Consider the following 26,127-nt stretch of genomic DNA (forward strand, 5'->3'; position numbering starts at 1 on the left):
TTTCAACAAGAAGACGCCATGAGCGAACGAACAACTTCTGCAAGCTGGGCGATGGGCATCGTCAAGGCGCTGGAAATGGATGGCCTGGATTGCCGTGCCTTGTTCAAGCAACTGGGCCTGGATTATGCGGCCCTCAGTGATCCCGATGCGCGCTTCCCGCAAGACGCCATGACCCGCCTGTGGCAACGCGCGGTAGAGGTGTCGGGTAACCCGGCGATTGGCCTGAACATGGGCAAGGTGGTGCGCCCGGCCTCGTTTCACGTTGCCGGTTATGCGTTGATGTCCAGCAACACCCTGGCCGAAGGCTTTATGCGATTGGTGCGCTACCAGCGCATCATCGCCGAAAGCGCTGATTTGAGTTTTCGACTGTTACCCGAAGGCTATGCGTTGATTCTGACGGTGCATGGCGATCACCTGCCGCCCACCCGTCAAAGCGCCGAAGCCTCGCTGGCCAGCGCCCTGGCCCTGTGTGGCTGGCTCACCGGGCGCACCCTGCAGCCCCGCAAAGTGCTGCTGCAAGGCGAGCAGCCAGCGGACCTGGCGCCCTACCAACAGGCCTTTCATGCGCCTTTGCAATTCAATGCACCCTATGACGCGCTGATTTTCGAGCAGGCGGACATGGAGGCGCCGCTGCCCACGGCCAACGAATCCATGGCGCTGTTGCATGATCGCTTTGCCGGTGAGTACCTGGCGCGTTTTTCCGAAAGCCGCGTGACCCATAAGGCGCGTCAGGTGCTGTGCCGCCTGTTGCCTCAGGGCGAGCCCAAGCGCGAAGCGGTGGCCCAGACGCTGCACCTGTCCCAGCGCACCTTGCAGCGGCGTTTGCAGGAGGAGGGCACCAGTTTCCAGGCCTTGCTTGATGACACCCGGCGCGAACTGGCCGAGCAGTACCTGGCACAACCCAGCATGACCTTGCTGGAAATCGCCTACCTGTTGGGGTTTGCCGACCCGAGCAACTTTTTCCGCGCGTTTCGCCGCTGGTTCGATGCCACGCCCGGCGAATACCGGGCGCGGTTGCAGCAAATGTCGACCGTCAGTGACGCCAGAACGCCGGAATGCACAACACAAACACGGTGATGATCTCCAGGCGTCCCAACAACATGCCCAGGGACAGGATCCACTTGGCGGCATCCGGCAGGGTGGCGAAGTTGCCGGCCGGGCCGATGGTTTCGCCCAGGCCGGGGCCGACGCCGGAAACGGTACTGGCGGCGCCGGTCAATGCGGTCATCCAGTCCACGCCCAGCAGTGACAGGGCCAGGGCGATCATGCAGATGGTAATGGCGAAGAAAAACGAAAAAGTCAGAATCGAGCGCACGATCTCCTCATCGAGGCGATGGCCGTTGTACTTCTGCTTGATCACCGCGCGGGGATGGATCAACTGATTCAAGTTGGCTTTGAGCAGGATGTAGGCCACCTGGAAACGGAAGATCTTGATACCGCCTGCGGTGGAGCCCGAGCAGCCGCCGATAAAGCCCAGGTAGAAAAACAGCATCAGTGAGAAGTTGCCCCACAGGCTGTAGTCCCCCAGTGCAAAGCCGGTGGTGGTCACCACAGACGTCACGTTCAGCGCAACATGGCGCAAGGCATCGAGCCAATGCAGGTTGGTGGTCCACCAGTACCAGGTGCCGAGTACCAGCCAGGTCACCAGCAACAGGCCGAGCAAGCCTTGCACCTGCTGGTCCTTGATCAGCGCTCGACGGTTACCGCGCAAAGTGGCCACGTAAAGGGCGAACGGCAAGCTGCCAAGGATCATTACCACCACCGCGACCCAGTGCACCGCCGGTTGTTTCCAATGGGCCAGGGACTCGTCCGAGGTGGAAAACCCACCCGTGGAAATCGCCGACATCGCATGGTTGATCGCATCGAACACGCCCATTCCGGCCCACCAGAAGGCTAGGCTGCCGAAGATGGTGATGCCCACATACGCCGCCACGATCAGGCGCGCCACCATGTGTGAACGAGGCATGACCTTTTCCGAGCGGTCCGAGGATTCGGTCTGGAACAGGCGCATGCCACCAATGCGCAGCAGCGGCAGGATCGCCACCGCCATGCCGATAAAGCCGATACCGCCGAGCCAGTGCAGCAGCGAACGCCACATCAAGATGCCCGGCGACATGCTGTCCAGCCCGCTCAACACGGTGGAGCCTGTGGCGGTGATGCCGGACATGCTTTCGAAGAACGAGTCGGTGTAGCTGATGTGCTGGGTCAGCAAAAAGGGCAGGGCGGCGAAGATGCACACCACCACCCAACTACTGACCGTCAGCAGGTACATGTCCCTGGGGCGCAGGTGCACGTGCTCTGGGCGACCAGGGATGACCAGCGCCAGGCCGGCGATAAAGGTGATCAGGCTGGCCCACAGGAACGAGGGCAGGTCGCTGGTGCGTTCGAAGATCACCAGGGTCGCCATCGGGATCACCATGGCGACCGCAAGGGTGATCAGGAAGATGCCGATGATGAAACCGATGATGCGCAGGGTCGGCAACGCCATGAAGTTCGCTCGGGTGATTGGGCAGAGGCGCCATTCTACCTGCGGTGCAGGTCTTGTAAACCAAGGGCTGCCGGTTGATGGAGAACCCCTGTGGGAGCTGGCCTGCCAGCCGGCGGATATCCACCTGACGCCCCGCAATCCAATGTGGGAGCTGGCTTGCCTGCGATGGCGGTGTGTCAGTTACAGATCAGTCGACTGAACCACCGCCATCGCAGGCAAGCCAGCTCCCACAGGTATAACGGCGGCAGTTATTGCGCGCATGAAAAAGGCGACCCGCAGGTCGCCTCTTTCAACTGCGCTTGATCAGAACTCGTGATCAGCGCTGTCCGGGTTCAGGTCGCTGATGCCCAGCTTGCCAGCAGCGGCTTCGATCGAGCCGGTCTGCTTGACCAGGGCGGCAATCGAGTCACGCACGATCTGGTTGCCCTTTTCATTGTCGGCGGCGATCAACTGGTCGTAGTGCTCGCCGTTGTTGGCGTGGTCAACCATCACCTGGATCTTCGCTTCGGTGGCGGCCAGGTCAGCCTTGAGGGCTGCATCTGCTGCCGGGTCGGCCTTGGCCACCAGGGACGACAGGCTGGCGCCGGTCAGCTTGGTACCGTCAACACGGGTGTATTCGCCCAAGTAAACGTTACGGATGCCCTTGGCGTCGTAGAAGTGCGAGTAATGGGTGTTGTCGCTGAAGCAGTCTTGCTCGTCTTCTGGCGAGTTGGCTTCCAGGGATACTTTCATGCGCTCCCCGGCGAGTTCGCCCAGAGACAGGCTGCCCATGCCGAACAGCATTTTACGCAGGCCATCGGTCGCAGGTTCCGACTCCAGGGTGGCGCGGTAGTTGTCTTCGACGTTGGGCTTCCAGTTGCCGACCATTTCCTGCAGGTCGCTGACCAGCAGTTGAGTGACAGCTCGCAGGTAAGTGCGGCGACGCTCGTTGTGGCCGCCGGTTGCACCATCACCGGTCATGTAGTCCGACGCCGGGCGGTTGCCCGCGCCTGGGCCGGTGCCGTTGAGGTCCTGGCCCCACAGCAGGAATTCGATGGCGTGGTAGCCGGTGGCGACGTTCGCTTCGGAACCGCCCAGTTCATTGAGGCTGGCGAGTTTTTCCGGAGTGATCTCCTTGACGTCGACCTTGTCTTCGCCGACCTGGATCTCGTTATTGGCGATGATGTTGGCGTTGGCACCTGGGTTGCCCAGCGCGTGCTCGTAGGACTTGTCGACGTAGTCGATCAGGCCTTCGTCCAGGGGCCAGGCGTTCACCTGGCCTTCCCAGTCGTCGATGATGGTGTTGCCGAAGCGGAATACTTCGCTCTGCAGGTAGGGTACGCGTGCGGCGATCCAGGCGGTACGGGCCGCTTTCAGGGTTTCGTCGTTCGGGTTGGCGAGGAAGGTATCGATTGCGGTCTGCAGGGTTTTTGCGGTGGATTCGGCATCGCTGTACACCGCAAACACCATGTCTGCGTAGTGCGCGACCACGGCCTTGGCGGCCGCTTCGTCGACCTGGCCAGCCGGGGCAGCCGCCGGTGCGGTAGTGCTGGCGGCAGCGGGTGCCTGGGGCGCGGCGGCCTTGTCTTTACCTTCGCCGCAACCGGCGAGAGAAATGGCAATGGCCAGCAGACTGGCGGTGGCCAGGGGCATACGAATCATGGCGAACATCCTGCTTCGGTTGTTGAAAGGGCGCGCGGGGAGCGCAAACGCTGCGACATAATGCGAAAGATTTGCATTTTGTGTAAAGGCTTATACGCGGGAAATATTGAGTATCGAAGTGTAAATTCAAAGACTCACGGCGTTATTGCGCTCGGACTGCTTCAGATAAGCCGTCAACTCCCGGGCCTGCAGCGGTTTGCTGTAGTGATAACCCTGCCCCTCATGGCACCCCTCGGAGATGATGTAGGCCTCCTGTTCGGCAGTCTCCACGCCTTCGGCAATCACCTGCATGCCCAGGCTTTTGCCCAATTGGATAATGGCGCGCACGATGGTGGCGTCATCGTCGTCGTCCTGCAGGTCCTGGACGAAGCTCTTGTCGATCTTGATCTTGTCCAGGGGCAGGCTCTTGAGGTAACTCAAGGATGAGTAGCCGGTGCCGAAGTCATCAATGGCGATCAGCGCGCCGGAGCGACGCAGGCTCAGCAGGTGCTGGGCTGCGGTGCTGATGTCTTCCATCAGGCCGGTCTCGGTAACTTCCAGCTCCAGGCTGCGGGGCGGCAGGCGATAGATCTGCATCAGGTTGTTGACCACCCGCGGCAACTCGGTGTGGTGCAGTTGCACGGTGGACAGGTTGACGGCCATGCGCAGCGCGGTGAAACCCTGGTCATGCCATTCGCGCAGTTGCCGACACGCCTGGTCCAGCACCCATTCGCCGATGGGAATGATGGTGCCGTTCTGTTCCGCCAACGGAATGAACAAGTCCGGCGGTACCAGCCCATGTTCCGGGTGTTGCCAGCGCAGCAGGGCTTCCACACCGACCACGTGATGGTCGAGATAGCTGACTTGTGGTTGGTACACCAAGTGAAACTGCTCGCGGCCCAAGGCGTCTCGCAAGTCTTTCTCCAGTTCACGACGCCGGCGCATTTCGCTGTCGACGCTGGCGATATAAAACTGATAGCGGTTGCGCGAGCGGCTCTTGGCCAGGGTCATGGTCTGCTCGGCTTTCTGGAGCAACTTCTCGGTGCTGTCGCCATCTTCCGGGAACAGCGTGATGCCGATGGTGGCGCGCAGGCGGATCAGGTCATGCTCAAGGGCGAACTCTGCTTCCAGGTCATCAAGGATGCTTTGCGCCAGTTCGGCGGCTTCGTAGGGCTGGTCGATATCGGCTTGCACCAGGGCGAACTGGTCGCCGCCCAGGCGGGCGAGCGTGCCCAGGTGGCCACTATGGGCGCGCAAGCGATCAGCCAGCGCCAACAAGAGTTTGTCGCCGGCCTGGTAGGTGAATTGCTCGTTGACGCTCTTGAAATCATCCAGCCCCACGCACAACACCGCGACACGGCGTTGCCGGCGGCCGGCGTCCGTGAGGATTTTGTCCAGTTGCGCCTGCAACTTCTGGCGGTTCGGCAGGCCGGTCAGGAAGTCGTATTGGGCCATGCGCAACAGGCTCGATTCGGCCTCGTGGCGCAGGTGGGTATTGCGCTCGATGGATTCGAGCAATTGGTTGGCGGTGTTTATCCACTGCCCCAGTTCGTTGCGTTCGTGGCCCTTGAGCTGAGGGATCTTGTGCTCGCTGGGGCGGTCCGGGTTGATCGAGGTCAGGTGCTCGATCATCCGCGACAGCGGTTTGGTGAGCATCCAGTGATACACCAGGTACAGCACCAGCCCCATGACCAGGGCGCGCAATACGCCCGAGATAAAGATGATGACCGAGCTGACCAGAAAACTTCGGCCATAGGTGGCGGTGTCGAGGGTGATGCTCAGGTCGCCGTAATATTCGCTGTAGGGGCCCTTGCCCACCAACGCGGTAGTAAAGGAGCGTTCCTGGCCAAGAATCAGGTCGGTCAACCAGCGGCTGGGCGACTGCTGTAAAGGACGGTTTTTTTCCGCCAGCATGGTCTCGTTGGGGTGCCCGATGGAAGCCATGCGCACAGCGTCGTCCTGGAACAGACCTTCGATCACCTGCATACCCATCTCGCGATCAAGGCTGTACACGGCCTGGGTCGAGGGGTCGCGAAACATGTCGAGGATGCGCTGGGCATCGCCCGCCACGGCCTGGCGCGTCTTGTAGGCATCAAAAACGATCTGCGCCACGCTCAGCGCCACACCCACGATCAATGCCGAAAGCAGCACAACCCGTAGCAACTTCACCGACAAGCTGTTCTTGAGTTCCAGCTTCAAAGGGGCATTCCTTGTCTCATGCGGGTGGCCGTCAATATGCCATGAGTATTGGCAATCTGGTGATGGCAGTCAAAGGGACATTCGGGCTTGAGATTAATTGAGGGGGGCTGGATAAACGTGGAGGGATACCCGCTTATGAGACGTGGGCAGAGGGTTTGGCGTGGGCTGGATGCCTGGCAGAGAAGAAGGCGGAACAGATCCGCCTTCTGTTTGGCGACGCTCTCAAAAATTGATCTTACCCTCTGGCTGTTGCTCTTCCCCTCCGACCTTTGACTGTTCACCCGCGATGTCTACGAGTTTGTTCGTCAAGTCCAGTGCGCTTTTCGCCAGGTCCATTCCCTTCTCAAGAAGACCGGATAACATTGGCACTGCACCCGCGGCCGTTGAAATAGGATCCATTGTCATTCTCCACATTGATTGAGGAGGTTTATTCCTCCTGGCGGTTGTGTGGTGAATAGTTACCGTTGGGTTCCGGGATTTCCGGCATGGCAATCAGGGCGCCCATGAAAAAGCCCGGCAATCGCCGGGCTCTTTTTACTGCAAGCGTCGCTTAGGCAGTGAAGGTCTTGCCTTCGAACTGCTCAGCCACGAACTTCCAGTTGACCAGGTTCCAGAACGCTTCTACATACTTGGGACGCACGTTGCGGTAGTCGATGTAGTAGGCGTGTTCCCAGACGTCGCAGGTCAACAGCGGGGTGTCGCCGTTGGTCAGCGGGTTGCCGGCGCCGATGGTGCTGGCCAGGGCCAGGGAACCGTCAGCCTTTTTCACCAGCCAGCCCCAACCGGAACCGAAGGTGCCGACCGAAGTCTTGGTGAACTCTTCCTTGAACTTGTCGAACGAACCGAACGCAGCGTTGATGGCTTCAGCCAGTGCGCCGGTTGGTTGGCCGCCGGCGTTCGGCGCCAGGCAGTTCCAGTAGAAAGTGTGGTTCCAGACCTGAGCGGCGTTGTTGAAGATGCCGCCCGAGGAAGACTTGACGATCTCTTCCAGGGTCTTGCCTTCGAACTCGGTGCCAGGCACCAGGTTGTTCAGGTTCACGACATAGGTGTTGTGGTGCTTGTCGTGGTGGTATTCCAAGGTTTCCTTGGAGATGTGCGGCTGCAGGGCATCGTGTGCGTAGGGCAGCGGCGGCAATTCGAAAGCCATGATGATTCTCCTAATCAGGTCAGTTGCGGTGAGCGCAAGGCCGATCACGGGCGGCCAAACATGCGTCGGGGAGTTTGTACTCTTTGCGGCGCAGGGGGCCGATCATAGCACCGGGGGTGCGGCATAACCACGCAACAACTGTGTGGGATAGAGGTTCCAGAGCGTTTTGGAATATTGCTCAGGCGCTGATCAGTTGATAGGCCACCGAGAACATCATCGCGGCCACCAGCAGGTCCAGCAGGCGCCAGGTGGCCGGGCGTGCCAGCCAGGGTGCCAACCATGCCGCACCCAGCGCCAGGGTGGCGAACCACAGGAACGATGCACTGGCTGCACCGGCTACGTAGGCACCGGGTTCGGTTTGTTGCGCGCCCAGGGAGCCGATCAGCAGGACGGTGTCCAGGTAGACGTGGGGGTTGAGCAAGGTGACCGCCAAAGCGCTCAGCAGCACAGCGCGCAATGAGCGCGTCTTGAGGGTGTCGCTTTGGTCCAGGCTCTGCTTGGAGCACGCCCTGCGCAGCGCGCATGCGCCATACCAGAGCAAGAACGCTGCGCCGCCCCAGCGTGCCACCGCCAGCAGTATCGGGCTCTGCGCCAGCACGGTGGCCAGCCCGAATACCCCAGCGGCCACTAGCAGTGCGTCGCAGATCACACACAACGCCGCCACGGGTAAGTGGTGTTCGCGGCGCAGGCTCTGCGCGAGGACGAATGCATTTTGGCTGCCGATTGCCATGATCAACCCGAGGGCCACCAGCAAACCGTTCATATAGCTTTGCCACATAGAAAGAGATCCTTGTTGATGCTCAAACGATGCTGGCTATGGTGCGGGTCGGGGCTGTATAAGAAAAACCAATATTGCTGATCGCTCATTAGAGAAACTGATGTTCGACTATAAATTGCTTTCCGCCTTGGCGGCGGTGGTGGAACAAGCCGGCTTTGAGCGCGGTGCCCAGGTGTTGGGGCTGTCGCAATCAGCCATCTCCCAACGCATCAAGCTATTGGAGGCGCGCGTCGGCCAGCCGGTGTTGATACGGGCCTCGCCGCCAACGCCCACCGATATCGGTCGGCGCCTGCTCAACCATGTGCAGCAGGTGCGTCTGCTGGAGCGTGACCTGCAAAGCCAGGTGCCGGCCCTGGACGAGGAGGGCATGCCTGAGCGCTTGCGCATTGCCCTGAATGCCGACAGCCTCGCCACTTGGTGGGCCGAGGCAGTCAGCGACTTCTGCGCCGAACAGCATGTGTTGCTGGACCTGGTGGTCGAAGACCAGACCGTGGGCCTCAAGCGCATGCGCGCCGGTGAAGTGGCGGCCTGCATTTGTGCCAGCGAGCGTCCTGTGGCCGGTGCTCGCAGCCTGTTGCTGGGCGCCATGCGTTATCGGGCGCTGGCCAGCCCGGCCTTTCTGGCGCGGCATTTTCCTGGAGGCGTGCGGGCCGACCAATTGGCGCGCACGCCTGCGCTGGTGTTCGGCCCGGATGATTTCCTGCAGCACCGCTACCTGGCGTCCCTTGGCGTGGACGGTGGTTTCGAACACCATCTGTGCCCGTCATCCGAAGGTTTTATCCGCCTGACGGAAGCCGGCCTGGGGTGGGGCCTGGTGCCTGAATTGCAGGTGCGCGACCAGTTGGAAACCGGTGTATTGGTCGAGTTATTGCCAGATAAGCCCATCGATGTGCCGCTGTACTGGCATCATTGGCGCAGTGGCGGGCAACTGTTGGGCTTGTTGACCGACCATCTGGCCCAGGTATGTGGCCGTTGGCTGGTGCCCTATCAGCAGTGACAAGCGTCAAGCTGCAAGCTGCGGGTGAAGAGCTCGCAGATCGTTTTTAACTTGCAGCTTTAAGCTTGACGCTTGCAGCTGCATCCGTAGGAGGCTTCATGAAAATTCTGGTCACCGGCGCAAGCGGCTTCATTGGCGGGCGCTTTGCGCGCTTCGCCCTTGAGCAGGGCCTGGACGTGCGGGTCAACGGGCGGCGCGCCGAGGGTGTGGAACACCTGGTGCGGCGCGGTGCCGAGTTCATCCAGGGTGATTTGAATGATGCCGACCTTGTGCGCGACCTGTGCCGCGATGTCGAAGCCGTGGTGCATTGCGCCGGCGCCGTCGGGCTGTGGGGCAAGTACCAGGACTTCCACCAGAACAACGTATTGGTCACCGAAAACGTCGTCGAAGCCTGCCTGAAACAGCGCGTGGGGCGCCTGGTGCACCTGTCGTCGCCGTCGATCTATTTTGACGGTCGCGATCACCTTGGGCTCACCGAAGAGCAAGTGCCCAAGCGTTTCAAGCATCCCTATGCCGCTACCAAGTACCTGGCCGAGCAGAAGGTGTTCGGCGCCCAGGAGTTCGGCCTGCAAGTGATAGCCCTGCGCCCACGCTTTGTCACCGGGGCCGGCGATATGAGTATCTTCCCGCGCTTGCTGAAAATGCAGCGCAAGAACCGTCTGGCGATCGTCGGCGACGGTTTGAACAAAGTCGACTTCACCAGCGTGCACAACCTCAACGAGGCGCTGCTCAGCAGTTTGCTCGCCACCGGCTCGGCCCTGGGCAAAGCCTACAACATCAGCAATGGCGCACCGGTGCCGATCTGGGATGTGGTGAACTACGTGATGCGGCAGATGGAGCTGCCCCAAGTGACCCGCTATCGATCCTACGGTTTGTCCTACAGCGTGGCGGCGTTGAACGAGGCATTCTGCGCGATGTGGCCGGGGCGGCCGGAACCGGCGTTATCGCGTCTGGGCATGCAAGTGATGAATAAAAACTTCACCCTCGACATCAGTCGCGCCAGGCATTATCTCGACTACGAGCCCAAGGTCAGCCTGTGGGCCGCGCTCGACGAGTTCTGCAGTTGGTGGAAAGCCCAGGACCCGGGCCGCCAATAACCTCATAAGCAGCAACACTTCGGGAACCCCATTCCAGGTTCCGAGTCGATCCATGCGCCGGGAGTGCGGTTTATACTCCTGCCGCTCGGCTTTACAGCCAGCCATCTCATTGATTCAGGGTAGATTCATGCGTAACGATGCTAAAGACGACTTCGACAACGTTCCCAGCCTGCGGGCCGACCTTGGGGATGACGATGATTTCGTGCCGACCCCCGCGACGTCGGTGCGTTCGCGAACGACGCCCGTGGTCAAGGTCAAGAGCGCCAGCACTGGCCCGTTGTGGGCACTGGTCGGTGCGCTGTTGATCGCCTTTGCGGGCCTGGCCTGGTGGAGCTTCCAGCAGATTTCCCTGATGGGCCAGCAGTTGGTTGCCACCCAGGAAAGCTTTGCCCGTATCAGCGAGGAAGCGGCAGGACGGCTACAGGCGATTTCCGGCAAGGTCGTGGCCAGCGAAGCGAATGTGAACAACGGCAGCGAAGCCTTGAAGTTGCAGATCAAGCAACTGGAAGCCCAGTTGCAGGAGCAGGGCAAGCAACAGTTGGGCGTCGCCGGTCAAACCACCGAACTGGACAGCCGCCTGGCCCAGATGAGCGCCAGCAACACCGAGCTGACAGCGGCCAATACCAAGCTGCAAGGCCAGGTGCAGGCCCTCACTGACGCGGTCACCAGCCTCACGGCAGCACAGGCCGAGAGCAAGAGCCTGGCCACCGATGTGGCGGCCTTGAAGAAACAAGGCAACCCAAGCGCGGCCATCGCCCGCCTCGAGCAGGACGTGCTGGTGCTCAAGAGCGCCCAGGAAAACCAGCCGGCCAATATCGACGCGCCGACCAACAAGGAATTTGACGTGTTCCGCATCCAGACCACGCGCAATATCACCACCTTGCAGAGCCAGGTGCAGAACTTGAATCAGCGTCTCAATGCGCCTGCTGCGGTCACCCCACTGGGGCAATGATGTAGACCGGACAGGCTCGTTCCCACGCTCTGCGTGCGAACGATCTGAATCGTTCTCTGTAGGAGCGAGCTTGCTCGCAAAAAACGTTAACGATCACGCAGGTTTCCTGGAATAAACGCGGCGCTTGTGAGCTTTTCGCGAGCAAGCTCGCTCCTACATTAGGGTGCTGATTGTCACCACTCGGTGACATTTCTTTTCCCCTTCGTTACTTGCCCATCCCACGCCCTTGTTTAGACTCCGGTCATCCCAAAAAAACAATAAGGGCCACCCATGACCACCCAACCACTGCCTGCCAGCAGTTGGCTGAATGCACCTGCCCATTACGCTTGGCTCGCCGCGGAAGGCCAGCGCCTGTTGGCGTTCGCCAAGGTATCGCGCCTGCCGGACGGGTTCGGCAACCTCGACGATAAAGGCCAGTTGCCGGCCAATGCCCGCGCCGAAACCATGAACACCGCGCGCATGACCCACAGCTTTGCCATGGCCCATGCCATGGGGTTGCCGGGTTATGCCGAACTGGTGGCGCACGGTGTGGCAGCGCTCAGCGGCCCGCTGCGTGACAGTGAGCACGGTGGCTGGTTCGCCGCGCCCCAGGCGGCTGATGGCAACACCGGCAAGGCCGCCTACCTGCACGCCTTCGTGGCCCTCGCCGCCAGCTCTGCCGTGGTGGCCGGCGCGCCGGGAGCGCACACATTAATGAACGACGCCGTCCATATCATCGACCAGTTCTTCTGGAGCGAAGAGGAGGGCGTCATGCTCGAATCCTTTGCCCGGGACTGGAGCGGCGTCGAAGCCTATCGTGGCGCCAACAGCAACATGCACGCCACCGAAGCTTTCCTGGCATTGGCCGATGTCAGTGGTGATACACGTTGGCTGGACCGTGCGCTGCGCATCGTCGAACGGGTGATCCACACCCACGCCGCTGGCAACCAGTTCATGGTCATCGAACATTTCGATGCGCACTGGAAGCCGTTGCTCGGTTACAACCAAGACAACCCCGCCGATGGCTTTCGCCCCTACGGCATCACCCCCGGCCATGGTTTCGAATGGGCGCGGTTGCTGCTGCACCTTGAAGCTGCGCGCCTCAAGGCCAAGCTGACCACGCCGGACTGGCTGGTGAGCGACGCCAAAGGCCTGTTCGCCAGTGCCTGCGAGTACGCCTGGGCGGTGGATGGTGCGCCGGGCCTTGTCTACACTCTGGATTGGAACCAGCGCCCGGTGGTACGCGAGCGCCTGCACTGGACCCATGCTGAAGCCAGCGCCGCTGCTCAGGCGCTGCTCAAACGTAGCGGCGAGCTGCATTACGAAACCTGGTACCGACGCTTCTGGGAGTTTTGCGAAACCTACTTCATCGACCGGCTCCAGGGCAGTTGGCACCACGAACTCAGCCCGCACAACCAACCCAGCAGTAAAATCTGGGGCGGCAAACCTGACCTGTACCATGCCTGGCAAGCGGTCGTGCTGCCTGCACTGCCCTTGGCACCCAGCCTGGCCAGTGCATTGGGCAGCGGATGCTATGTCACCAGGTGGTGACATTTGTACGTCCCTTTGTTACCTGCGCCCCGAAAATCCATGTTTAAACTCCGTGCAGCGCAAGCTCTAGACTTGCATGCATAACAACAAGAAAAGGTACTCAGATGAACGCGATTAATCGCCTCGCCGTCGCTATTTCCATTGCCTCGTTGTTCCCCCTCAGTGCATTTGCCGCCGACTCCAAAGGTACGGTGGAAGTGGTGCATTGGTGGACCTCCGGCGGTGAAAAAGCGGCTGTGGATGTCCTGAAGGCCCAAGTTGAGAAAGACGGCTTCACCTGGAAAGACGGTGCAGTGGCAGGCGGCGGTGGCGCCACCGCCATGACCGTGCTGAAAAGCCGTGCGGTCGCTGGCAACCCGCCAGGCGTTGCCCAGATCAAAGGCCCCGATATTCAGGAATGGGCCTCTACTGGCCTGCTCGACACCGACGTGCTCAAAGACGTCGCCAAAGAAGAAAAATGGGATTCGCTGCTCGACAAGAAAGTCTCCGACACCGTGAAATACGACGGTGACTACGTGGCCGTGCCGGTGAATATCCACCGCGTGAACTGGCTGTGGATCAACCCGGAAGTCTTCAAGAAAGCCGGCATCACCAAGAACCCAACCACCCTCGAAGAATTCTATGCAGCGGGCGACAAGCTCAAGGCTGCAGGCTTCATTGCGCTCGCCCACGGCGGCCAGCCTTGGCAGGACAGCACCGTGTTCGAAGCGGTGGTGCTTTCGGTAATGGGCGCTGATGGCTACAAGAAAGCGCTGGTCGACCTGGATAACGGCGCACTGACCGGCCCGGAAATGGTCAAGGCCCTCACCGAGCTGAAGAAAGTCGCGACCTACATGGACGTCGACGGCAAGGGCCAGGACTGGAACCTGGAAGCTGGCAAGGTCATCAACGGCAAGGCCGGCATGCAGATCATGGGCGACTGGGCCAAGTCCGAGTGGACCGCCGCCAAGAAAGTCGCCGGCAAGGATTATGAGTGCGTTGCTTTCCCGGGCACTGATAAAGCCTTCACCTACAACATCGACTCCCTGGCGGTGTTCAAGCAGAAAGACAAAGGCACTGCTGCGGGTCAGCAGGACATCGCCAAAGTAGTGCTGGGTGAAAACTTCCAGAAGGTGTTCAGCATCAACAAGGGCTCGATCCCTGTGCGTAACGACATGCTGACCAAGATGGAATCCTACGGCTTTGATTCCTGCGCCCAGACCGCCGCCAAGGACTTCCTGGCCGACGCCAAGACTGGCGGCCTGCAGCCAAGCATGGCGCACAACATGGCCACCACCCTGGCGGTGCAAGGTGCGTTCTTTGATGTCGTGACCAACTTCATCAACGACCCGAAAGCCGACCCGGCCGACACGGCCAAGAAGCTTGGCGCGGCGATCAAGTCGGCCAAGTAACACCCTATGTAGGAACCCGGCTTGCTGTGGCGAGGGAGCTTGCTCCCGCTGAGGTGCGAAGCGCCCCCAAAGACAGCGTCTGCTTCGCAGCCGAGCGGGAGCAAGCTCCCTCGCCACAAAAGCGGGTTCCTGCAGGCTGTAGTCCTTTTTCCCTGTACTGGATTTTCCCATGAGTTCTGTTGCTGTGTTCAGCAAGGCCTCGCCATTCGATGTGCTGCAGCGCTGGCTCCCTAAACTGGTGCTGGCGCCGAGCATGTTCATCGTGCTGGTGGGCTTTTATGGCTACATCCTGTGGACGTTCGTGCTGTCGTTCACCACCTCGACCTTCCTGCCCAGCTACAAATGGGCGGGCCTGGCGCAGTATCAGCGGCTGTTCGATAACGACCGCTGGTGGGTGGCGAGCAAGAACCTGGCCGTGTTCGGCGGCATGTTCATCGGCATCACCCTGGTGATCGGTGTGCTGCTGGCGATTTTCCTCGACCAGAAAATCCGCCGCGAAGGCTTTATCCGCACCATTTACCTGTACCCGATGGCGCTCTCCATGATCGTCACCGGTACCGCCTGGAAATGGCTGCTCAACCCGGGCATGGGCCTGGACAAACTCCTGCGGGACTGGGGCTGGGAAGGCTTCCGTCTCGACTGGCTGATCGACCCGGACCGCGTGGTCTACTGCCTGGTGATCGCCGCTGTGTGGCAAGCCTCGGGCTTTATCATGGCGATGTTCCTCGCCGGCCTGCGCGGTGTTGATCAGTCGATCATCCGCGCTGCGCAGATCGATGGCGCAAGCCTGCCGCGTATCTACTGGAGCGTGGTGCTGCCGAGCCTGCGCCCGGTGTTCTTCAGTGCGGTGATGATCCTGGCGCACATTGCGATCAAGAGCTTCGACCTGGTGGCGGCAATGACCGCAGGCGGCCCGGGCTACTCGTCCGACCTGCCGGCTATGTTCATGTACTCGTTCACCTTCAGTCGCGGCCAGATGGGCATGGGTTCGGCCAGTGCAATCCTGATGCTCGGTGCGATCCTCGCGATCATTGTGCCGTACCTGTATTCCGAGCTGAGGACCAAGCGCAATGACTAGTCTCGCCACCAAACCTGCCATCAGCCTGAGCCGCATCGCGATCTACGCGGTGCTGATCCTGGCGGTGCTGCTGTACCTGGTGCCGCTGGTGGTGATGCTGCTCACCAGCTTCAAGACCCCGGAAGACATCAGCACCGGTAACCTGCTGAGCTGGCCCACCGTGGTCAGCGGCATCGGCTGGGTCAAGGCCTGGGCCACCGTGGATGGCTACTTCTGGAACTCGATCAAGATCACCGTTCCTGCTGTGCTCATCTCTACCGCCATTGGCGCCTTGAACGGCTACGTGCTGTCGTTCTGGCGCTTCCGGGGTTCGCAGCTGTTCTTCGGCCTGCTGCTGTTCGGCTGCTTCCTGCCGTTCCAGACTGTGCTGCTGCCCGCGTCGTTCACCCTCGGCAAGATGGGCCTGGCCAGCACCACCACCGGCCTGGTGTTTATCCACGTGGTCTACGGCCTGGCGTTCACCACGCTGTTCTTCCGTAACTATTACGTGAGCATCCCGGATGCGTTGATCAAGGCAGCACGCCTGGACGGAGCGGGTTTTTTCACCATCTTCCGCCGGATCATCCTGCCGATGTCGACGCCGATCATCATGGTCTGCCTGATCTGGCAGTTCACCCAGATCTGGAACGACTTCCTGTTCGGTGTGGTGTTCTCCAGCGGCGACTCCCAGCCCATCACGGTGGCGCTGAACAACCTGGTCAACACCAGCACCGGGGCCAAGGAATATAACGTGGATATGGCGGCGGCGATGATCGCCGGGCTGCCGACCCTGCTGGTCTATGTGATCGCAGGCAAGTATTTCGTGCGCGGCCTCACGGCCGGTGCGGTCAAGGGGTAATCATGGCTACGCTTGAACTTCGCAATGTAAACAAGACCTATGGCGCCGGCCTGCCCGACACCTTGAAGAACATCGAACTGTCGATCAAGGAAGGCGAGTTCCTCATCCTGGTCGGCCCGTCGGGCTGTGGTAAATCCACGCTGATGAACTGCATCGCCGGCCTTGAGACCATCACCGGCGGCGCGATCATGATCGGTGATCAAGACGTGAGCGGCATGAGCCCCAAGGACCGTGACATCGCCATGGTGTTCCAGTCCTACGCGCTGTACCCGACCATGAGCGTGCGCGAGAACATCGAGTTCGGCCTCAAGATCCGCAAGATGCCGCAAGCCGACATCGACGCCGAAGTGGCGCGCGTGGCCAAGTTGCTGCAGATCGAACACCTGCTCAACCGCAAGCCGGGCCAGTTGTCCGGTGGCCAGCAACAGCGCGTGGCCATGGGCCGTGCCCTGGCGCGTCGGCCGAAGATCTACCTGTTCGACGAACCGCTGTCCAACCTCGACGCCAAGCTGCGGGTCGAGATGCGTACCGAAATGAAGCTGATGCACCAGCGTCTGAAAACCACCACCGTCTACGTGACCCACGACCAGATCGAAGCGATGACCCTGGGCGACAAAGTGGCGGTGATGAAGGACGGCATCATTCAGCAATTCGGCACCCCGAAGGAAATTTACAACGACCCTGCCAACCTGTTTGTGGCAAGCTTTATCGGTTCACCACCGATGAACTTCGTTCCCATGCGTCTAAAACGCCAGAACGGTGGTCTGGTCGCGCTGCTCGACAGCGGCCAGGCCCGTTGCGAGTTGCCGCTGGGCATGAATGACGCAGGGTTGGAAGACCGCGATGTGATCCTGGGCCTGCGCCCGGAGCAGATCGTGCTGGCAGCGGGCGAGGGCAACGGCTCGTCGAGCATTCGCGCCGAAGTGCAGGTGACCGAGCCTACCGGCCCGGACACCCTGGTGTTTGTGCAGCTCAATGACACCAAGGTCTGCTGCCGTTTGGCGCCGGACGTGGCACCGCAAGTGGGCGAGACACTGACCTTGCAGTTCGACCCGGCCAAGGTATTGCTGTTTGACGCCAAGACCGGTGAGCGGTTGGGCGTAGTGGCTTCATTGCCGGCACAGGGGCATGCCGACAATGTGACCCAGTTCAAGGGGCGTTGAGCAAGATAAGTGATTGTTTTAGTTAAAAAATGTAACCCGCGTTAGATAAAAACAGTTTAATAACAATAAAGACGAGGATGTAGGGATGAAAAAGCAACACAACAACACCCGGCTGATCTGCCAACTGTCAGCGGCAGCAGCCCTTGTATTGTCCGCCAATGCGATGGCGGCCGATGCATTCAGCGCCGATTCCAAGTGGATGACCGGCGATTGGGGCGGCGAACGTACCAAGCTGATCGAGCAAGGTATCGACATCAAGGCCGACTACGTGGGCGAGATGGGCTACAACGCCCACGGCGGCTACAACGACGACAAGACCGGTCGTTACTCCGACCAGTTCGGTCTGGGCGTGGCGCTGGACCTGCAAAAACTGTGGGGCTGGGATAACACCCAGGCCAAGATCCAGTTGACCAATCGTAATGGCCAGAACATCTCCAATGACCGCATTGGCGACCCGCGTGCCGGCACCTTGAGTTCCTCGCAAGAAGTGTATGGCCGTGGCCACATGGTGCGTCTGACCCAGTTCTGGATTCAGCACCAGATGTTCGACAACAAGCTGGACGTGAAGCTCGGTTACTTCGGTGAAGGCGAAGACTTCAACACCTTCCCTTGCGACTTCCAGAACCTGTCGTTCTGCGGCTCGCAGGTCGGTAACTACGTCAATACCTGGTACAACTGGCCGGTCGCCCAGGCCGCTATCCGCGTGAAATACAACATCACGCCTGAGCTGTATGCGCAAATCGGTGCCTACAACCAGAACCCGTCGCAGTTGGAGCACGGCAACGGCTTCAAACTCAGCGGCAGTGGTACCAAGGGCACCGTGATTCCGGTGGAATTGGTCTGGTCGCCGAAGGTTAATAACCTGCCGGGCGAATACCGTGTGGGTTTCTATAAAAGTGCGGCCGATGCTCCGGATGTACGTGAAGACGTCAACGGTAACGATGCGGTCCTCAGCGGCGCCGACTTCCGTACCCGCAGCAGCAAGAAAGGTTACTGGTTCGTTGCGCAACAGCAACTCACCACCCATAACGGCGACGCTTCCCGTGGCCTGAACATTGCAGCCAACGCGACCTTCCATGACAAGGAAACCAACCTGGTCGACAACTACCAGTCGTTGATGCTCGTGTACAAAGGCCCATTCGACGCGCGTCCAAAAGATGACGTCGGCATTGGCGTCGCTCGCCTGCATGTCAACGATGACGTGAAGAAGAACTCTCAATTGCTCAACGCCGCCAATGGTGTGAGCGACTACGACAATCCGCTGTACACGCCGATTCGTGAGACTGAATACAACGTCGAACTCAACTACGGTTTCCACGTCACCAACTGGCTGACTGTGCGTCCGAACCTGCAGTACGTTGTCCAGCCTGGCGGCGTGGATAAAGTCGACAACGCGCTGGTAGCGGGCCTGAAAATTCAGTCTACGTTCTAACGCTGTTGCGATAAGCTCCTCTCTCTGTGCGCATTTGCGGGTAGCCATGGCTATCCGCTTTTTTTTGCGTGGCACTGTGATATTCGGGACCTGGGCACATGCACGAGCAACCGCTGCAACGCTTTTTCAAATCCCTGCGCGAGCGTCCAGTGTTCGCCTGGGAGCGCTTTCAGATGCGCGATGTGTTGGTGATCGACCACCCCCTGTGCCAGGCGGTGTTCAGTCGCCAGGGTGCGCAATTGTTGCATTTTCAGCCCACCGGCCAGAAGCCATGGCTGTGGTGCGCGGCCAAGTGGCCACAGGTCGGCGCCATTCGGGGCGGCGTACCGGTGTGCTGGCCGTGGTATGGCCGCCACCCCAGCGAAAATGCCTGGCCGTCCCACGGATGGGCCCGCTTGATCGACTGGAAACTGCTCGACAGCAGCACCGATGACGACGGCGTGCGCCTGCACTGGCAATTGCAGCTGTGCGACTGGCAGGTGGACTTGCACGCGCACCTGGGTGACACCCTGGAACTGCGCCTGAGCACCGAGCATCACGACGAGCTGCCGTGCCAGTTGAGCCATGCATTGCACGCTTACTGGCGTATTGGTCACGTCGATGAGGTAGCGCTGTCTGGGCTCGAAGGAGCACAAGGTTACGACCAGCTCAATCGCCAGGTTTGCCAGCAGGAAGGTGAATTGCGGGTCGATGGCGGATGCCAGCGGGTGTTCCAGCATGAGGGCGAATTGCAGCTCAAGGACCACGCCTGGCAGCGTGAACTGTGCATCGACACCGGCGACAGCGCCGACACGGTGGTGTGGCACCCGGGGAGCCGGCCGCTGTTGGGCGTGAGCTTTAACGAAGCGTCGGGGTTTGTGTGCGTAGAGGCGGCGATGGCGGCGGCGAGCCTGGCGCCGGGGGAGAGGGCCCACTTGAGTTTACAGGCCAGGGCAGGGGTTTAGCGGTGTGGCTGATGGCGCTATCGCAGGTACTGCTGGAAGAGCTGCCTGCTAGTTGAATTCATGATCGTTCCCACGCTGCGCGTGGGAATGCAGCCTATGACGCTCCGCGTCACGACGCTAAAGGCAGACGCAGAGCGTCCAGTGAGGCATTCCCACGCGGAGCGTGGGAACGATCAGTTGACACGGATTTAGTTGAATTCATCCCCCACCGGATACCGGCTGTCATTCAAGCTCTCTTTGATCTTGCGCAAATGCGGCTGGAAATCCACCCCGCGACGCAAGGTCATGCCGGTCGCCAGCACATCCAGCACCGTCAACTGGATAATCCGAGAAGTCATCGGCATGTAGATATCCGTGTCTTCCGGCAGCGGGATGTTCAGGCTCACCGTACTGGCTTTGGCCAGCGGCGAGTTTTCGGCGGTCACGCCCAGCACTGACGCACCGTTTTCCCGAGCGATACGCGCAACTTCCACCAGTTCGCGGGTACGGCCGGTGTAGGAAATGATCACGAACAACTCACCGGTGTGCGCCACCGAGGCGATCATGCGTTGCATCAGCACGTCGGCATGGGCGGTCACCGCCAGGTTGAAGCGGAAGAACTTGTGCAACGCGTCCATGGCTACGGGGGCCGAAGCGCCGAGGCCAAAGAAGTGGATTTGCCGCGCCTGGATCAACAAGTCCACGGCCTTGCTGATCAGCGCCGGGTCCAGGGCCTGGCACGCACTGTCCAAGGAGGCAATGGCGCTGCCAAAGATCTTCTGGGTGTAGGCCTCGGGGTTATCATCGGCCTCCACGGCGCGGCTGACATACGCGGCGCCACTGGCCAGGCTTTGCGCCAACTGCAATTTGAGTTCAGGGTAACCGCTGACACCGAATGAACGGCAGAAGCGGTTGACCGTCGGTTCACTGACCGAGGCGGCCTGGGCGAGGGCGGCGATCGAGAAGCGTGTGGCCTGCTGCGGGTTGAGCAGGATCACTTCAGCGACTTTGCGCTCGGCCTTGTTCAATTCTTCGAGGCGGTTCCGGATCTGTTCCAGAAGATTTCGCACGCGGTCCATTCAGTCTTTCCTTCGGGCGACGATGCAAATAAAAAGGCGGTAACCAATCGATGAGTGGCTTTTCGCGGTGGCCTATCCTACTGAGGGTAGCTGAACACCACCACTCGCAATGCGTATTTCGGGAAAATGTTGTGGTTATTACTACATTTTTCCTTGAGTGATACCTTGAAAAAAGGTATTTGTAGCTTAACTTGATAAAAGAACAAACATCATGCCTTCGATAACCGTGGAACCCTGCACCTTTGCCCTGTTTGGCGCCTTGGGTGATCTGGCGCTGCGCAAGTTATTTCCTGCCCTTTATCAACTCGATGGCGCCGGGTTGCTGCACGACGACACACGCATCCTGGCCCTGGCCCGTGAAGCCGGCTCCGAGCAGCAACACCTGGCCCATATCGAAAAAGAATTGCGTAAATACGTCGGCAAAGAGCTCGACGAAGCCGTGGCCCAGCGTTTCCTCGCACGCCTGGCTTATGTGCATGTCGACTTCATGAAGGCCGACGACTACGTCGCCCTGGCCGAAAAAGCCGGCAGCGAGCAACGCCTGATTGCCTACTTCGCCACCCCGGCGGCGGTGTACGGCGCGATCTGCGAAAACCTGTCCAAGGTCGGCCTGGCGGAAAATACCCGCGTAGTGCTGGAAAAACCCATCGGTTCGGACCTGGAGTCGTCGCGCAAGGTCAACGACGCCGTGGCGCAGTTCTTTCCGGAAAACCGCACCTACCGCATCGACCACTACCTGGGCAAAGAGACGGTGCAAAACCTGATCGCCCTGCGTTTCGCCAACAGCCTGTTCGAAACCCAGTGGAATCAGAACTACATCTCCCACGTGGAAATCACCGTGGCCGAGCAGGTTGGCATCGAAGGCCGTTGGGGTTACTTCGACAAGGCTGGCCAGCTGCGCGACATGATCCAGAATCACTTGTTGCAACTGCTTTGCCTGATTGCCATGGACCCGCCTGCCGACCTGTCCGCCGACAGCATCCGCGACGAGAAGGTCAAGGTGCTCAAGGCCTTGGCGCCGATCAGCCCCGAGGGCCTGACCACTCAGGTAGTCCGTGGCCAGTACATCGCCGGCTACAGCGCTGGTAAAGCCGTGCCGGGTTACCTGGAAGAAGACAACTCCAACACCCAGAGCGACACCGAGACGTTCGTTGCCCTGCGTGCCGATATCCGTAACTGGCGCTGGGCCGGCGTGCCGTTCTACCTGCGTACCGGCAAGCGTATGCCGCAAAAACTGTCGCAGATCGTCATTCACTTCAAGGAACCGTCCCACTACATCTTCGCCCCGGAGCAGCGTCTGCAGATCAGCAACAAGCTGATCATCCGCCTGCAGCCGGACGAAGGTATTTCCCTGCGTGTGATGACCAAGGAGCAGGGCCTGGACAAAGGCATGCAACTGCGCAGCGGACCACTGCAATTGAATTTTTCCGACACCTATCGCAGCGCACGCATCCCCGATGCCTACGAGCGATTGTTGCTGGAAGTGATGCGCGGCAATCAGAACCTGTTTGTTCGCAAAGATGAAATCGAAGCCGCGTGGAAGTGGTGTGACCAGTTGATCGCCGGGTGGAAAAAATCCGGTGATGCGCCCAAGCCGTATGCGGCGGGGTCCTGGGGGCCGATGAGCTCCATTGCACTGATCACGCGGGATGGGAGGTCGTGGTATGGCGATATCTGAATTGAAACTGCCTCAGGGCGTCACTGCCCATGAGTACCGTACGCCTGCGCTGCTGGCCGATGGCCTGGCCAATGACGTGGCTGAGCAACTGCGCTCGGCCATCAGTGCCCGTGGCGAGGCGACGTTGGTGGTGTCCGGTGGCCGCAGCCCCGTGGCGTTTTTCCAGAACCTGGCCAAGCAGGGCCTGGACTGGTCCAAGGTCACCATCACCCTGGCCGATGAACGCTGGGTGCCGGTCGAACATGCCGACAGTAATGCTGGCCTGTTGAAGCAACACTTGCTGCAAGGTCCGGCGGCCAAGGCGAAGTTCTTGAGCCTGTACATCCCCGCTGCCAATCTTGAAGACGCTGCCGAGCAGGCCGATCGCCTGCTGGGCGAGTTGCCAGCCATTGATGTGCTGGTGCTGGGCATGGGCGATGACGGCCACACCGCATCGCTGTTCCCCAACAGCCCTAACCTGAGCGAAGCGCTGAAGGCCGACGGTACCCGCCGTTGCTGGCCGATGCTGGCGCCCACTGTGCCGCACCAGCGCCTGACCATGAGTCGTGCGCTACTGGCCACGGCCAGCTACACCGTGCTGTCGATTTCCGGCAGTTCGAAATTGACTACCTTGAGCGCCGCCCTGGCCAGCGACGATGTTGCTGCCATGCCGATTCGCGCGTTTTTGCAACCTACTCTAGAGATTTACTGGTGCCCATGAGCCAAGGATCAGCCGCTATGAAAAGCCCTCAACCGACCGTGTCCATGGCGGATAAAGTTGCCTTGATCGACAGCCTCTGCGCCAAGGCGCGGATCCTGCCGGTGATCACCATCGCCCGCGAGCAGGACATCCTGCCGTTGGCCGACGCCCTGGCCGCTGGCGGTTTGACCGCGCTGGAAGTGACCCTGCGTTCCGAGTTCGGCCTCAAGGCCATTCAGGTCTTGCGCGAGCAACGTCCCGAGCTGTGCACCGGTGCCGGTACCGTGCTTGATCGTCACATGCTCGAAGCGGCAGAAGTGGCAGGCTCGCAATTTATCGTCACCCCCGGCATCACCCGTGACTTGCTGGAAGCCTCGGTGCACAGCCCGATCCCGCTGCTGCCGGGCATCAGCAACGCCTCCGGCATCATGGAAGGCTACGGCTTGGGTTATCGCCGCTTCAAGCTGTTCCCGGCTGAAGTCAGCGGTGGTGTTGCTGCCATCAAGGCTCTCGGCGGCCCGTTCGGCGAAGTCAAATTCTGCCCGACTGGCGGTGTTGGTCCGGCCAACATCAAGAGCTACATGGCGTTGAAAAACGTAATGTGCGTGGGCGGCAGTTGGATGCTGGATCCGGAGTGGGTCAAGAACGGCGACTGGGCGCGTATCCAGGAAGTCACTGCCCAGGCGCTGGCGTTGCTGGACTGAACTGATTTATCGAATCGTTGTTGCTGTGCTTTACGGCATTTTTGCGGCGCACTTGGTCGGTGTGCCGCTTTTTTTTGCCTGTAAAAAAACCTCAAGCACATCGCTGCTCTGAAGGTGGGAGCTGGCTTGCCTGCGATAGCCATTTATCAGTTAGCCCATCTTTGGCTGGTACACCGTTATCGCAGGCAAGCCAGCTCCCACAGTTTTAAACGGTGTTTAGTTTGGTGATCGCATGGACTAGCGCATTGATGTCCGCCGCCGACGTCACCAGCCCCGGCGTCACCCGGATACAGGTGCCAAACGCTGCCCCCGTGCGCGTAGTGGTGAACAGGCCGTGCTCCTTGAGCAACCTGTCCACCATCATCTGCTGATCACGCCCGATGAACTTGAAGGCTGTGATCCCGCAGTACAGTCGCGGGTCATCCGAGGTCAGCACTTCAATCCCCGGCAACGGCCGTACCTGGTTTACCCACAGGTTGCGCAGGTAATTGACGCGTGCGCCCTTGGCCGCAGCGCCACCCAACTGTCGATGCTCTTCAAACACCAGGGGCAAGGTCATCAGCGCCGGAAAGTTCGGCGTGCTGTAGGACGTACGCGCTCGCACATCGGTGGCTGGGTAGTGAAACTCGCCCATATCCGGGTCGATATCGGCCAGGCGCTCCGGTGCGATGTACAAAAAGCCCAGGGTCAACGGCGCGCCGATCCACTTGTGCAGGTTGAAGCCTGCGAACTGAATGCCCAGTTCGGCCAGGTTGAATTCGATCTGGCCCAAGGCGTGGGCGCCGTCGAGGATCACGTCGATTGCGCGTTCGCGCGCGGCCTTGGCAATGGCCGCAACCGGCATGACCAGGCCCGTACGGTGGGTCACATGGGTCAAGGCCATTAATTTCAGACGCGGGTACTGCACAAACGCATCGTGATAAGTCTGCACCAAGCTGTCGACACTGGCCGGGTGGGTGTGGGCCACCTCTATCACTTCCACGCCGCGAGTCGATGCCAGCCAGCGCATGGCGCCTTTGACCGTGTCGTATTCCAGGTCGCTGATCAGCACCTGGTCGCCGGGTTGCAGGCGGTTGTAGTTGCGGATCAGTGACTGCAAGGCTTCGGTAGCGTTACGGGTGAAAGCGACCGATTCGGGGTCGACAGCAATCAAGCCGGCCAACTGGCGGCGTATCTCGTTGTTTTCACCCTGTTCAAAACGCTGGCGCACATGCACAGAGTTGCTGCGGTTGATAAAGCTGATGTGCTCAAGGTACTGGGCCTGCACCGCCCGGCTCATACGCCCGAAGTAGCCGTTTTCCAGGTTGATCGGACCGGGCTCGTATTCATAGCGCTGGGCGATGGCCTGCCAGTGCGGTTCGTTATCAGCATTCCTTGGCATGGTGAGTCTCTTAGTGACGGGGGGCGGGTCTGCCGTGTTTGGCGCGCAGCGGTTCGAGCAATTCGGACAGGCCGTTGTGGTCGATTTCCTGCATCAAGGCCAGCAAACCGCCCAATTCGCCGTGGGGGAAACCTTCGCGGGCGAACCAGTTCAGGTAGGGCCCGGGCAGGTCGGCAATGATCCGGCCTTTGTATTTGCCGAAGGGCATTTGGCGGGTGATCAGCAGTTCGAGTTTTTCGGGATTCATGAGCGTCGTAGGGTTGAGGCCAGGCTTTCGAAAATACAGGCATTCTGCATGAAGGCCAAATGACAGATCATGCAAATAACCAACATACAGATGGTTCAATAATTCGTAACTTATTGAAAATAAACATAAAAATAATTTTTATAAACCTGGCACGGGCGCTGCAATAACCAAGGCAACCTTCTAACCCGTACAAGGAATTGAAAAATGACTGATATCAACAAAGAATCGATCTCCGTACTGAACGACCTGATCGAGACCAGCATCGACGGCCAAAAGGGTTTCAAGGAATGCGCTGAAGACATCAAGCATCCGGAACTCAAGGCATTGTTTGCCAAGCGTGCTGTTGATTGCGGTACCGCTGCCGAAGAACTGAAAACTGCTGTGCGTGCCCTGGGCGGCGATCCAGAGAAGTCCGGTAGTGTCGCCGGCGCCCTGCACCGTGGCTGGGTCGACGTGAAGTCGATGGTCACCGGCAAGGACGAAGAGGCCGTATTGAACGAAGCCGAGCGCGGTGAAGACCACGCACTGAAGGCTTACAAGGAAGCGATCGAGAAGATCAACAAGCACAACCTGGTGGGCATTCGTGACTTGGTTGAGCGTCAGTACCACGGTGTACAGCGCAACCACGACCAGGTAAAAGCCCTGCGTAACCAGGCTCGCGCTCAGTCGTAAGACCTGAGGTAAGACCTACGCTGGACCTAGTGTGGGAGCGGGCTTGCTCGCGAA

At 60.0% G+C, this 26,127-nt stretch carries 23 protein-coding genes; 15 read left to right on the top strand and 8 right to left on the bottom strand.

The genetic code is table 11. From position 1 onward, the window contains the following. The first annotated feature begins 18 nt into the window (after positions 1–18). Positions 19–1,077, top strand: a complete 1,059-nt coding sequence (locus HU730_RS18535) for an AraC family transcriptional regulator (RefSeq protein ID WP_106118369.1) — start codon at positions 19–21, stop codon at positions 1,075–1,077. Here the strand turns inward: HU730_RS18535 and HU730_RS18540 are convergent. The 5 genes from HU730_RS18540 to HU730_RS18560 all read right to left on the bottom strand — a co-directional run bounded on the left by HU730_RS18540 (position 1,034) and on the right by HU730_RS18560 (position 8,232). Beyond that, entirely contained in the window at positions 1,034–2,488 is a 1,455-nt protein-coding gene (locus HU730_RS18540; RefSeq protein WP_003193780.1) for a TrkH family potassium uptake protein, read from the bottom strand. The two genes, HU730_RS18535 and HU730_RS18540, sit on opposite strands and share 44 nt — an antisense overlap. Before the next feature lie 303 nt (positions 2,489–2,791). Continuing rightward, positions 2,792–4,129, bottom strand: coding sequence for an imelysin family protein (locus HU730_RS18545; protein ID WP_034128533.1), 1,338 nt, complete (start codon positions 4,127–4,129; stop codon positions 2,792–2,794). 126 nt (positions 4,130–4,255) lie between these two features. Then, positions 4,256–6,307: a bifunctional diguanylate cyclase/phosphodiesterase gene (locus HU730_RS18550; RefSeq protein ID WP_106118368.1), complete on the bottom strand. Its 2,052-nt coding sequence runs from the start codon at positions 6,305–6,307 to the stop codon at positions 4,256–4,258. 550 nt (positions 6,308–6,857) lie between these two features. Further along, positions 6,858–7,454, bottom strand: a complete 597-nt coding sequence (locus tag HU730_RS18555; RefSeq protein WP_003175739.1) for a Fe-Mn family superoxide dismutase — start codon at positions 7,452–7,454, stop codon at positions 6,858–6,860. 178 nt (positions 7,455–7,632) lie between these two features. Continuing rightward, positions 7,633–8,232 carry a LysE/ArgO family amino acid transporter gene (locus tag HU730_RS18560; protein WP_034128530.1) on the bottom strand — a complete coding sequence of 200 codons (600 nt, stop codon included), beginning with the start codon at positions 8,230–8,232 and terminating at the stop codon, positions 7,633–7,635. Positions 8,233–8,332: 100 nt separating this feature from the next. On the opposite strand from HU730_RS18560, the gene HU730_RS18565 reads away from it, so the two are divergent. The 10 genes from HU730_RS18565 (at position 8,333) to HU730_RS18610 (ending at position 19,654) form a co-directional block, all read left to right on the top strand. Further along, a complete protein-coding gene (locus tag HU730_RS18565; protein WP_034128529.1) occupies positions 8,333–9,229 on the top strand; it encodes a LysR family transcriptional regulator ArgP in 897 nt (298 codons plus the stop codon). Between the two features lie 98 nt (positions 9,230–9,327). Beyond that, complete coding sequence (locus HU730_RS18570) at positions 9,328–10,326, top strand: NAD(P)-dependent oxidoreductase (RefSeq protein ID WP_034128528.1); 999 nt, start codon at positions 9,328–9,330, stop codon at positions 10,324–10,326. A 127-nt stretch (positions 10,327–10,453) separates the two neighbouring features. Further along, positions 10,454–11,278 (top strand): ATPase, encoded by an 825-nt coding sequence (locus HU730_RS18575; protein WP_096144823.1) that lies wholly within the window; start codon positions 10,454–10,456, stop codon positions 11,276–11,278. Positions 11,279–11,548: 270 nt separating this feature from the next. Further along, positions 11,549–12,808: an AGE family epimerase/isomerase gene (locus tag HU730_RS18580; RefSeq protein ID WP_186527761.1), complete on the top strand. Its 1,260-nt coding sequence runs from the start codon at positions 11,549–11,551 to the stop codon at positions 12,806–12,808. 104 nt (positions 12,809–12,912) lie between these two features. Next, on the top strand, positions 12,913–14,199 hold the full coding sequence (locus HU730_RS18585; RefSeq protein WP_003193767.1) for an ABC transporter substrate-binding protein: 1,287 nt from the start codon (positions 12,913–12,915) through the stop codon (positions 14,197–14,199). A 169-nt stretch (positions 14,200–14,368) separates the two neighbouring features. After that, a complete protein-coding gene (locus HU730_RS18590; protein WP_003193765.1) occupies positions 14,369–15,277 on the top strand; it encodes a sugar ABC transporter permease in 909 nt (302 codons plus the stop codon). Next, the gene (locus tag HU730_RS18595) at positions 15,270–16,115 is read left to right on the top strand and encodes a carbohydrate ABC transporter permease (RefSeq protein ID WP_034128525.1); all 846 of its coding nucleotides are present in this window, start codon (positions 15,270–15,272) and stop codon (positions 16,113–16,115) included. The genes HU730_RS18590 and HU730_RS18595 overlap by 8 nt, the downstream gene beginning before the upstream one ends. A gap of 2 nt (positions 16,116–16,117) precedes the next feature. Continuing rightward, positions 16,118–17,278: a sn-glycerol-3-phosphate ABC transporter ATP-binding protein UgpC gene (gene ugpC / locus HU730_RS18600; RefSeq protein ID WP_186527762.1), complete on the top strand. Its 1,161-nt coding sequence runs from the start codon at positions 16,118–16,120 to the stop codon at positions 17,276–17,278. Between the two features lie 85 nt (positions 17,279–17,363). Next, entirely contained in the window at positions 17,364–18,710 is a 1,347-nt protein-coding gene (locus HU730_RS18605; RefSeq protein WP_054918236.1) for a carbohydrate porin, read from the top strand. A gap of 98 nt (positions 18,711–18,808) precedes the next feature. Continuing rightward, the gene (locus HU730_RS18610) at positions 18,809–19,654 is read left to right on the top strand and encodes a D-hexose-6-phosphate mutarotase (RefSeq protein ID WP_054896703.1); all 846 of its coding nucleotides are present in this window, start codon (positions 18,809–18,811) and stop codon (positions 19,652–19,654) included. 188 nt (positions 19,655–19,842) lie between these two features. Here the strand turns inward: HU730_RS18610 and HU730_RS18615 are convergent, their stop codons facing one another. Then, positions 19,843–20,703, bottom strand: a complete 861-nt coding sequence (locus HU730_RS18615; protein ID WP_169856377.1) for a MurR/RpiR family transcriptional regulator — start codon at positions 20,701–20,703, stop codon at positions 19,843–19,845. A gap of 220 nt (positions 20,704–20,923) precedes the next feature. Between HU730_RS18615 and zwf the strand changes: the two genes are divergently transcribed. Genes zwf through HU730_RS18630 form a run of 3 tightly spaced genes read left to right on the top strand, consistent with a single transcriptional unit; the run spans position 20,924 to position 23,773 of the window. After that, positions 20,924–22,390, top strand: a complete 1,467-nt coding sequence (zwf, locus tag HU730_RS18620) for a glucose-6-phosphate dehydrogenase (RefSeq protein WP_034128521.1) — start codon at positions 20,924–20,926, stop codon at positions 22,388–22,390. Beyond that, complete coding sequence (gene pgl / locus HU730_RS18625; RefSeq protein ID WP_186527763.1) at positions 22,377–23,090, top strand: 6-phosphogluconolactonase; 714 nt, start codon at positions 22,377–22,379, stop codon at positions 23,088–23,090. The genes zwf and pgl overlap by 14 nt, the downstream gene beginning before the upstream one ends. 17 nt (positions 23,091–23,107) lie before the next feature. Next, complete coding sequence (locus HU730_RS18630; protein ID WP_026067364.1) at positions 23,108–23,773, top strand: bifunctional 4-hydroxy-2-oxoglutarate aldolase/2-dehydro-3-deoxy-phosphogluconate aldolase; 666 nt, start codon at positions 23,108–23,110, stop codon at positions 23,771–23,773. Between the two features lie 205 nt (positions 23,774–23,978). On the opposite strand, the gene HU730_RS18635 is transcribed toward HU730_RS18630, so the two are convergent. Together HU730_RS18635 and HU730_RS18640 are read right to left on the bottom strand one after the other, a co-directional pair. After that, on the bottom strand, positions 23,979–25,154 hold the full coding sequence (locus HU730_RS18635; RefSeq protein WP_186527764.1) for an aminotransferase class V-fold PLP-dependent enzyme: 1,176 nt from the start codon (positions 25,152–25,154) through the stop codon (positions 23,979–23,981). Between the two features lie 10 nt (positions 25,155–25,164). Further along, positions 25,165–25,401, bottom strand: coding sequence for a DUF3820 family protein (locus HU730_RS18640; protein WP_003193750.1), 237 nt, complete (start codon positions 25,399–25,401; stop codon positions 25,165–25,167). Positions 25,402–25,605: 204 nt separating this feature from the next. Here HU730_RS18640 and HU730_RS18645 point away from each other — a divergent pair, with 204 nt between their 5' ends. After that, positions 25,606–26,073 (top strand): PA2169 family four-helix-bundle protein, encoded by a 468-nt coding sequence (locus HU730_RS18645; RefSeq protein WP_034128518.1) that lies wholly within the window; start codon positions 25,606–25,608, stop codon positions 26,071–26,073. The last annotated feature ends 54 nt before the right edge of the window (positions 26,074–26,127 follow it).

Origin of the sequence: Pseudomonas sp. SWRI22 (assembly GCF_014268395.2) — a bacterium.
In the GTDB taxonomy this organism is placed as follows: Bacteria; Pseudomonadota; Gammaproteobacteria; order Pseudomonadales; family Pseudomonadaceae; genus Aquipseudomonas; species Aquipseudomonas paracarnis.

What these genes read in the sequence shown, in the direction of transcription:
- HU730_RS18535 (WP_106118369.1), top strand. Translation starts at nt 19, where the DNA reads ATGAGCGAACGAACAACTTCTGCAAGCTGGGCGATGGGCATCGTCAAG.
- HU730_RS18540 (WP_003193780.1), bottom strand. Translation starts at nt 2,488, where the DNA reads ATGGCGTTGCCGACCCTGCGCATCATCGGTTTCATCATCGGCATCTTC.
- HU730_RS18545 (WP_034128533.1), bottom strand. Translation starts at nt 4,129, where the DNA reads ATGATTCGTATGCCCCTGGCCACCGCCAGTCTGCTGGCCATTGCCATT.
- HU730_RS18555 (WP_003175739.1), bottom strand. Translation starts at nt 7,454, where the DNA reads ATGGCTTTCGAATTGCCGCCGCTGCCCTACGCACACGATGCCCTGCAG.
- HU730_RS18560 (WP_034128530.1), bottom strand. Translation starts at nt 8,232, where the DNA reads ATGTGGCAAAGCTATATGAACGGTTTGCTGGTGGCCCTCGGGTTGATC.
- HU730_RS18565 (WP_034128529.1), top strand. Translation starts at nt 8,333, where the DNA reads ATGTTCGACTATAAATTGCTTTCCGCCTTGGCGGCGGTGGTGGAACAA.
- HU730_RS18570 (WP_034128528.1), top strand. Translation starts at nt 9,328, where the DNA reads ATGAAAATTCTGGTCACCGGCGCAAGCGGCTTCATTGGCGGGCGCTTT.
- HU730_RS18575 (WP_096144823.1), top strand. Translation starts at nt 10,454, where the DNA reads ATGCGTAACGATGCTAAAGACGACTTCGACAACGTTCCCAGCCTGCGG.
- HU730_RS18580 (WP_186527761.1), top strand. Translation starts at nt 11,549, where the DNA reads ATGACCACCCAACCACTGCCTGCCAGCAGTTGGCTGAATGCACCTGCC.
- HU730_RS18585 (WP_003193767.1), top strand. Translation starts at nt 12,913, where the DNA reads ATGAACGCGATTAATCGCCTCGCCGTCGCTATTTCCATTGCCTCGTTG.
- HU730_RS18590 (WP_003193765.1), top strand. Translation starts at nt 14,369, where the DNA reads ATGAGTTCTGTTGCTGTGTTCAGCAAGGCCTCGCCATTCGATGTGCTG.
- HU730_RS18595 (WP_034128525.1), top strand. Translation starts at nt 15,270, where the DNA reads ATGACTAGTCTCGCCACCAAACCTGCCATCAGCCTGAGCCGCATCGCG.
- ugpC (WP_186527762.1), top strand. Translation starts at nt 16,118, where the DNA reads ATGGCTACGCTTGAACTTCGCAATGTAAACAAGACCTATGGCGCCGGC.
- HU730_RS18605 (WP_054918236.1), top strand. Translation starts at nt 17,364, where the DNA reads ATGAAAAAGCAACACAACAACACCCGGCTGATCTGCCAACTGTCAGCG.
- HU730_RS18610 (WP_054896703.1), top strand. Translation starts at nt 18,809, where the DNA reads ATGCACGAGCAACCGCTGCAACGCTTTTTCAAATCCCTGCGCGAGCGT.
- zwf (WP_034128521.1), top strand. Translation starts at nt 20,924, where the DNA reads ATGCCTTCGATAACCGTGGAACCCTGCACCTTTGCCCTGTTTGGCGCC.
- pgl (WP_186527763.1), top strand. Translation starts at nt 22,377, where the DNA reads ATGGCGATATCTGAATTGAAACTGCCTCAGGGCGTCACTGCCCATGAG.
- HU730_RS18630 (WP_026067364.1), top strand. Translation starts at nt 23,108, where the DNA reads ATGAAAAGCCCTCAACCGACCGTGTCCATGGCGGATAAAGTTGCCTTG.
- HU730_RS18635 (WP_186527764.1), bottom strand. Translation starts at nt 25,154, where the DNA reads ATGCCAAGGAATGCTGATAACGAACCGCACTGGCAGGCCATCGCCCAG.
- HU730_RS18640 (WP_003193750.1), bottom strand. Translation starts at nt 25,401, where the DNA reads ATGAATCCCGAAAAACTCGAACTGCTGATCACCCGCCAAATGCCCTTC.
- HU730_RS18645 (WP_034128518.1), top strand. Translation starts at nt 25,606, where the DNA reads ATGACTGATATCAACAAAGAATCGATCTCCGTACTGAACGACCTGATC.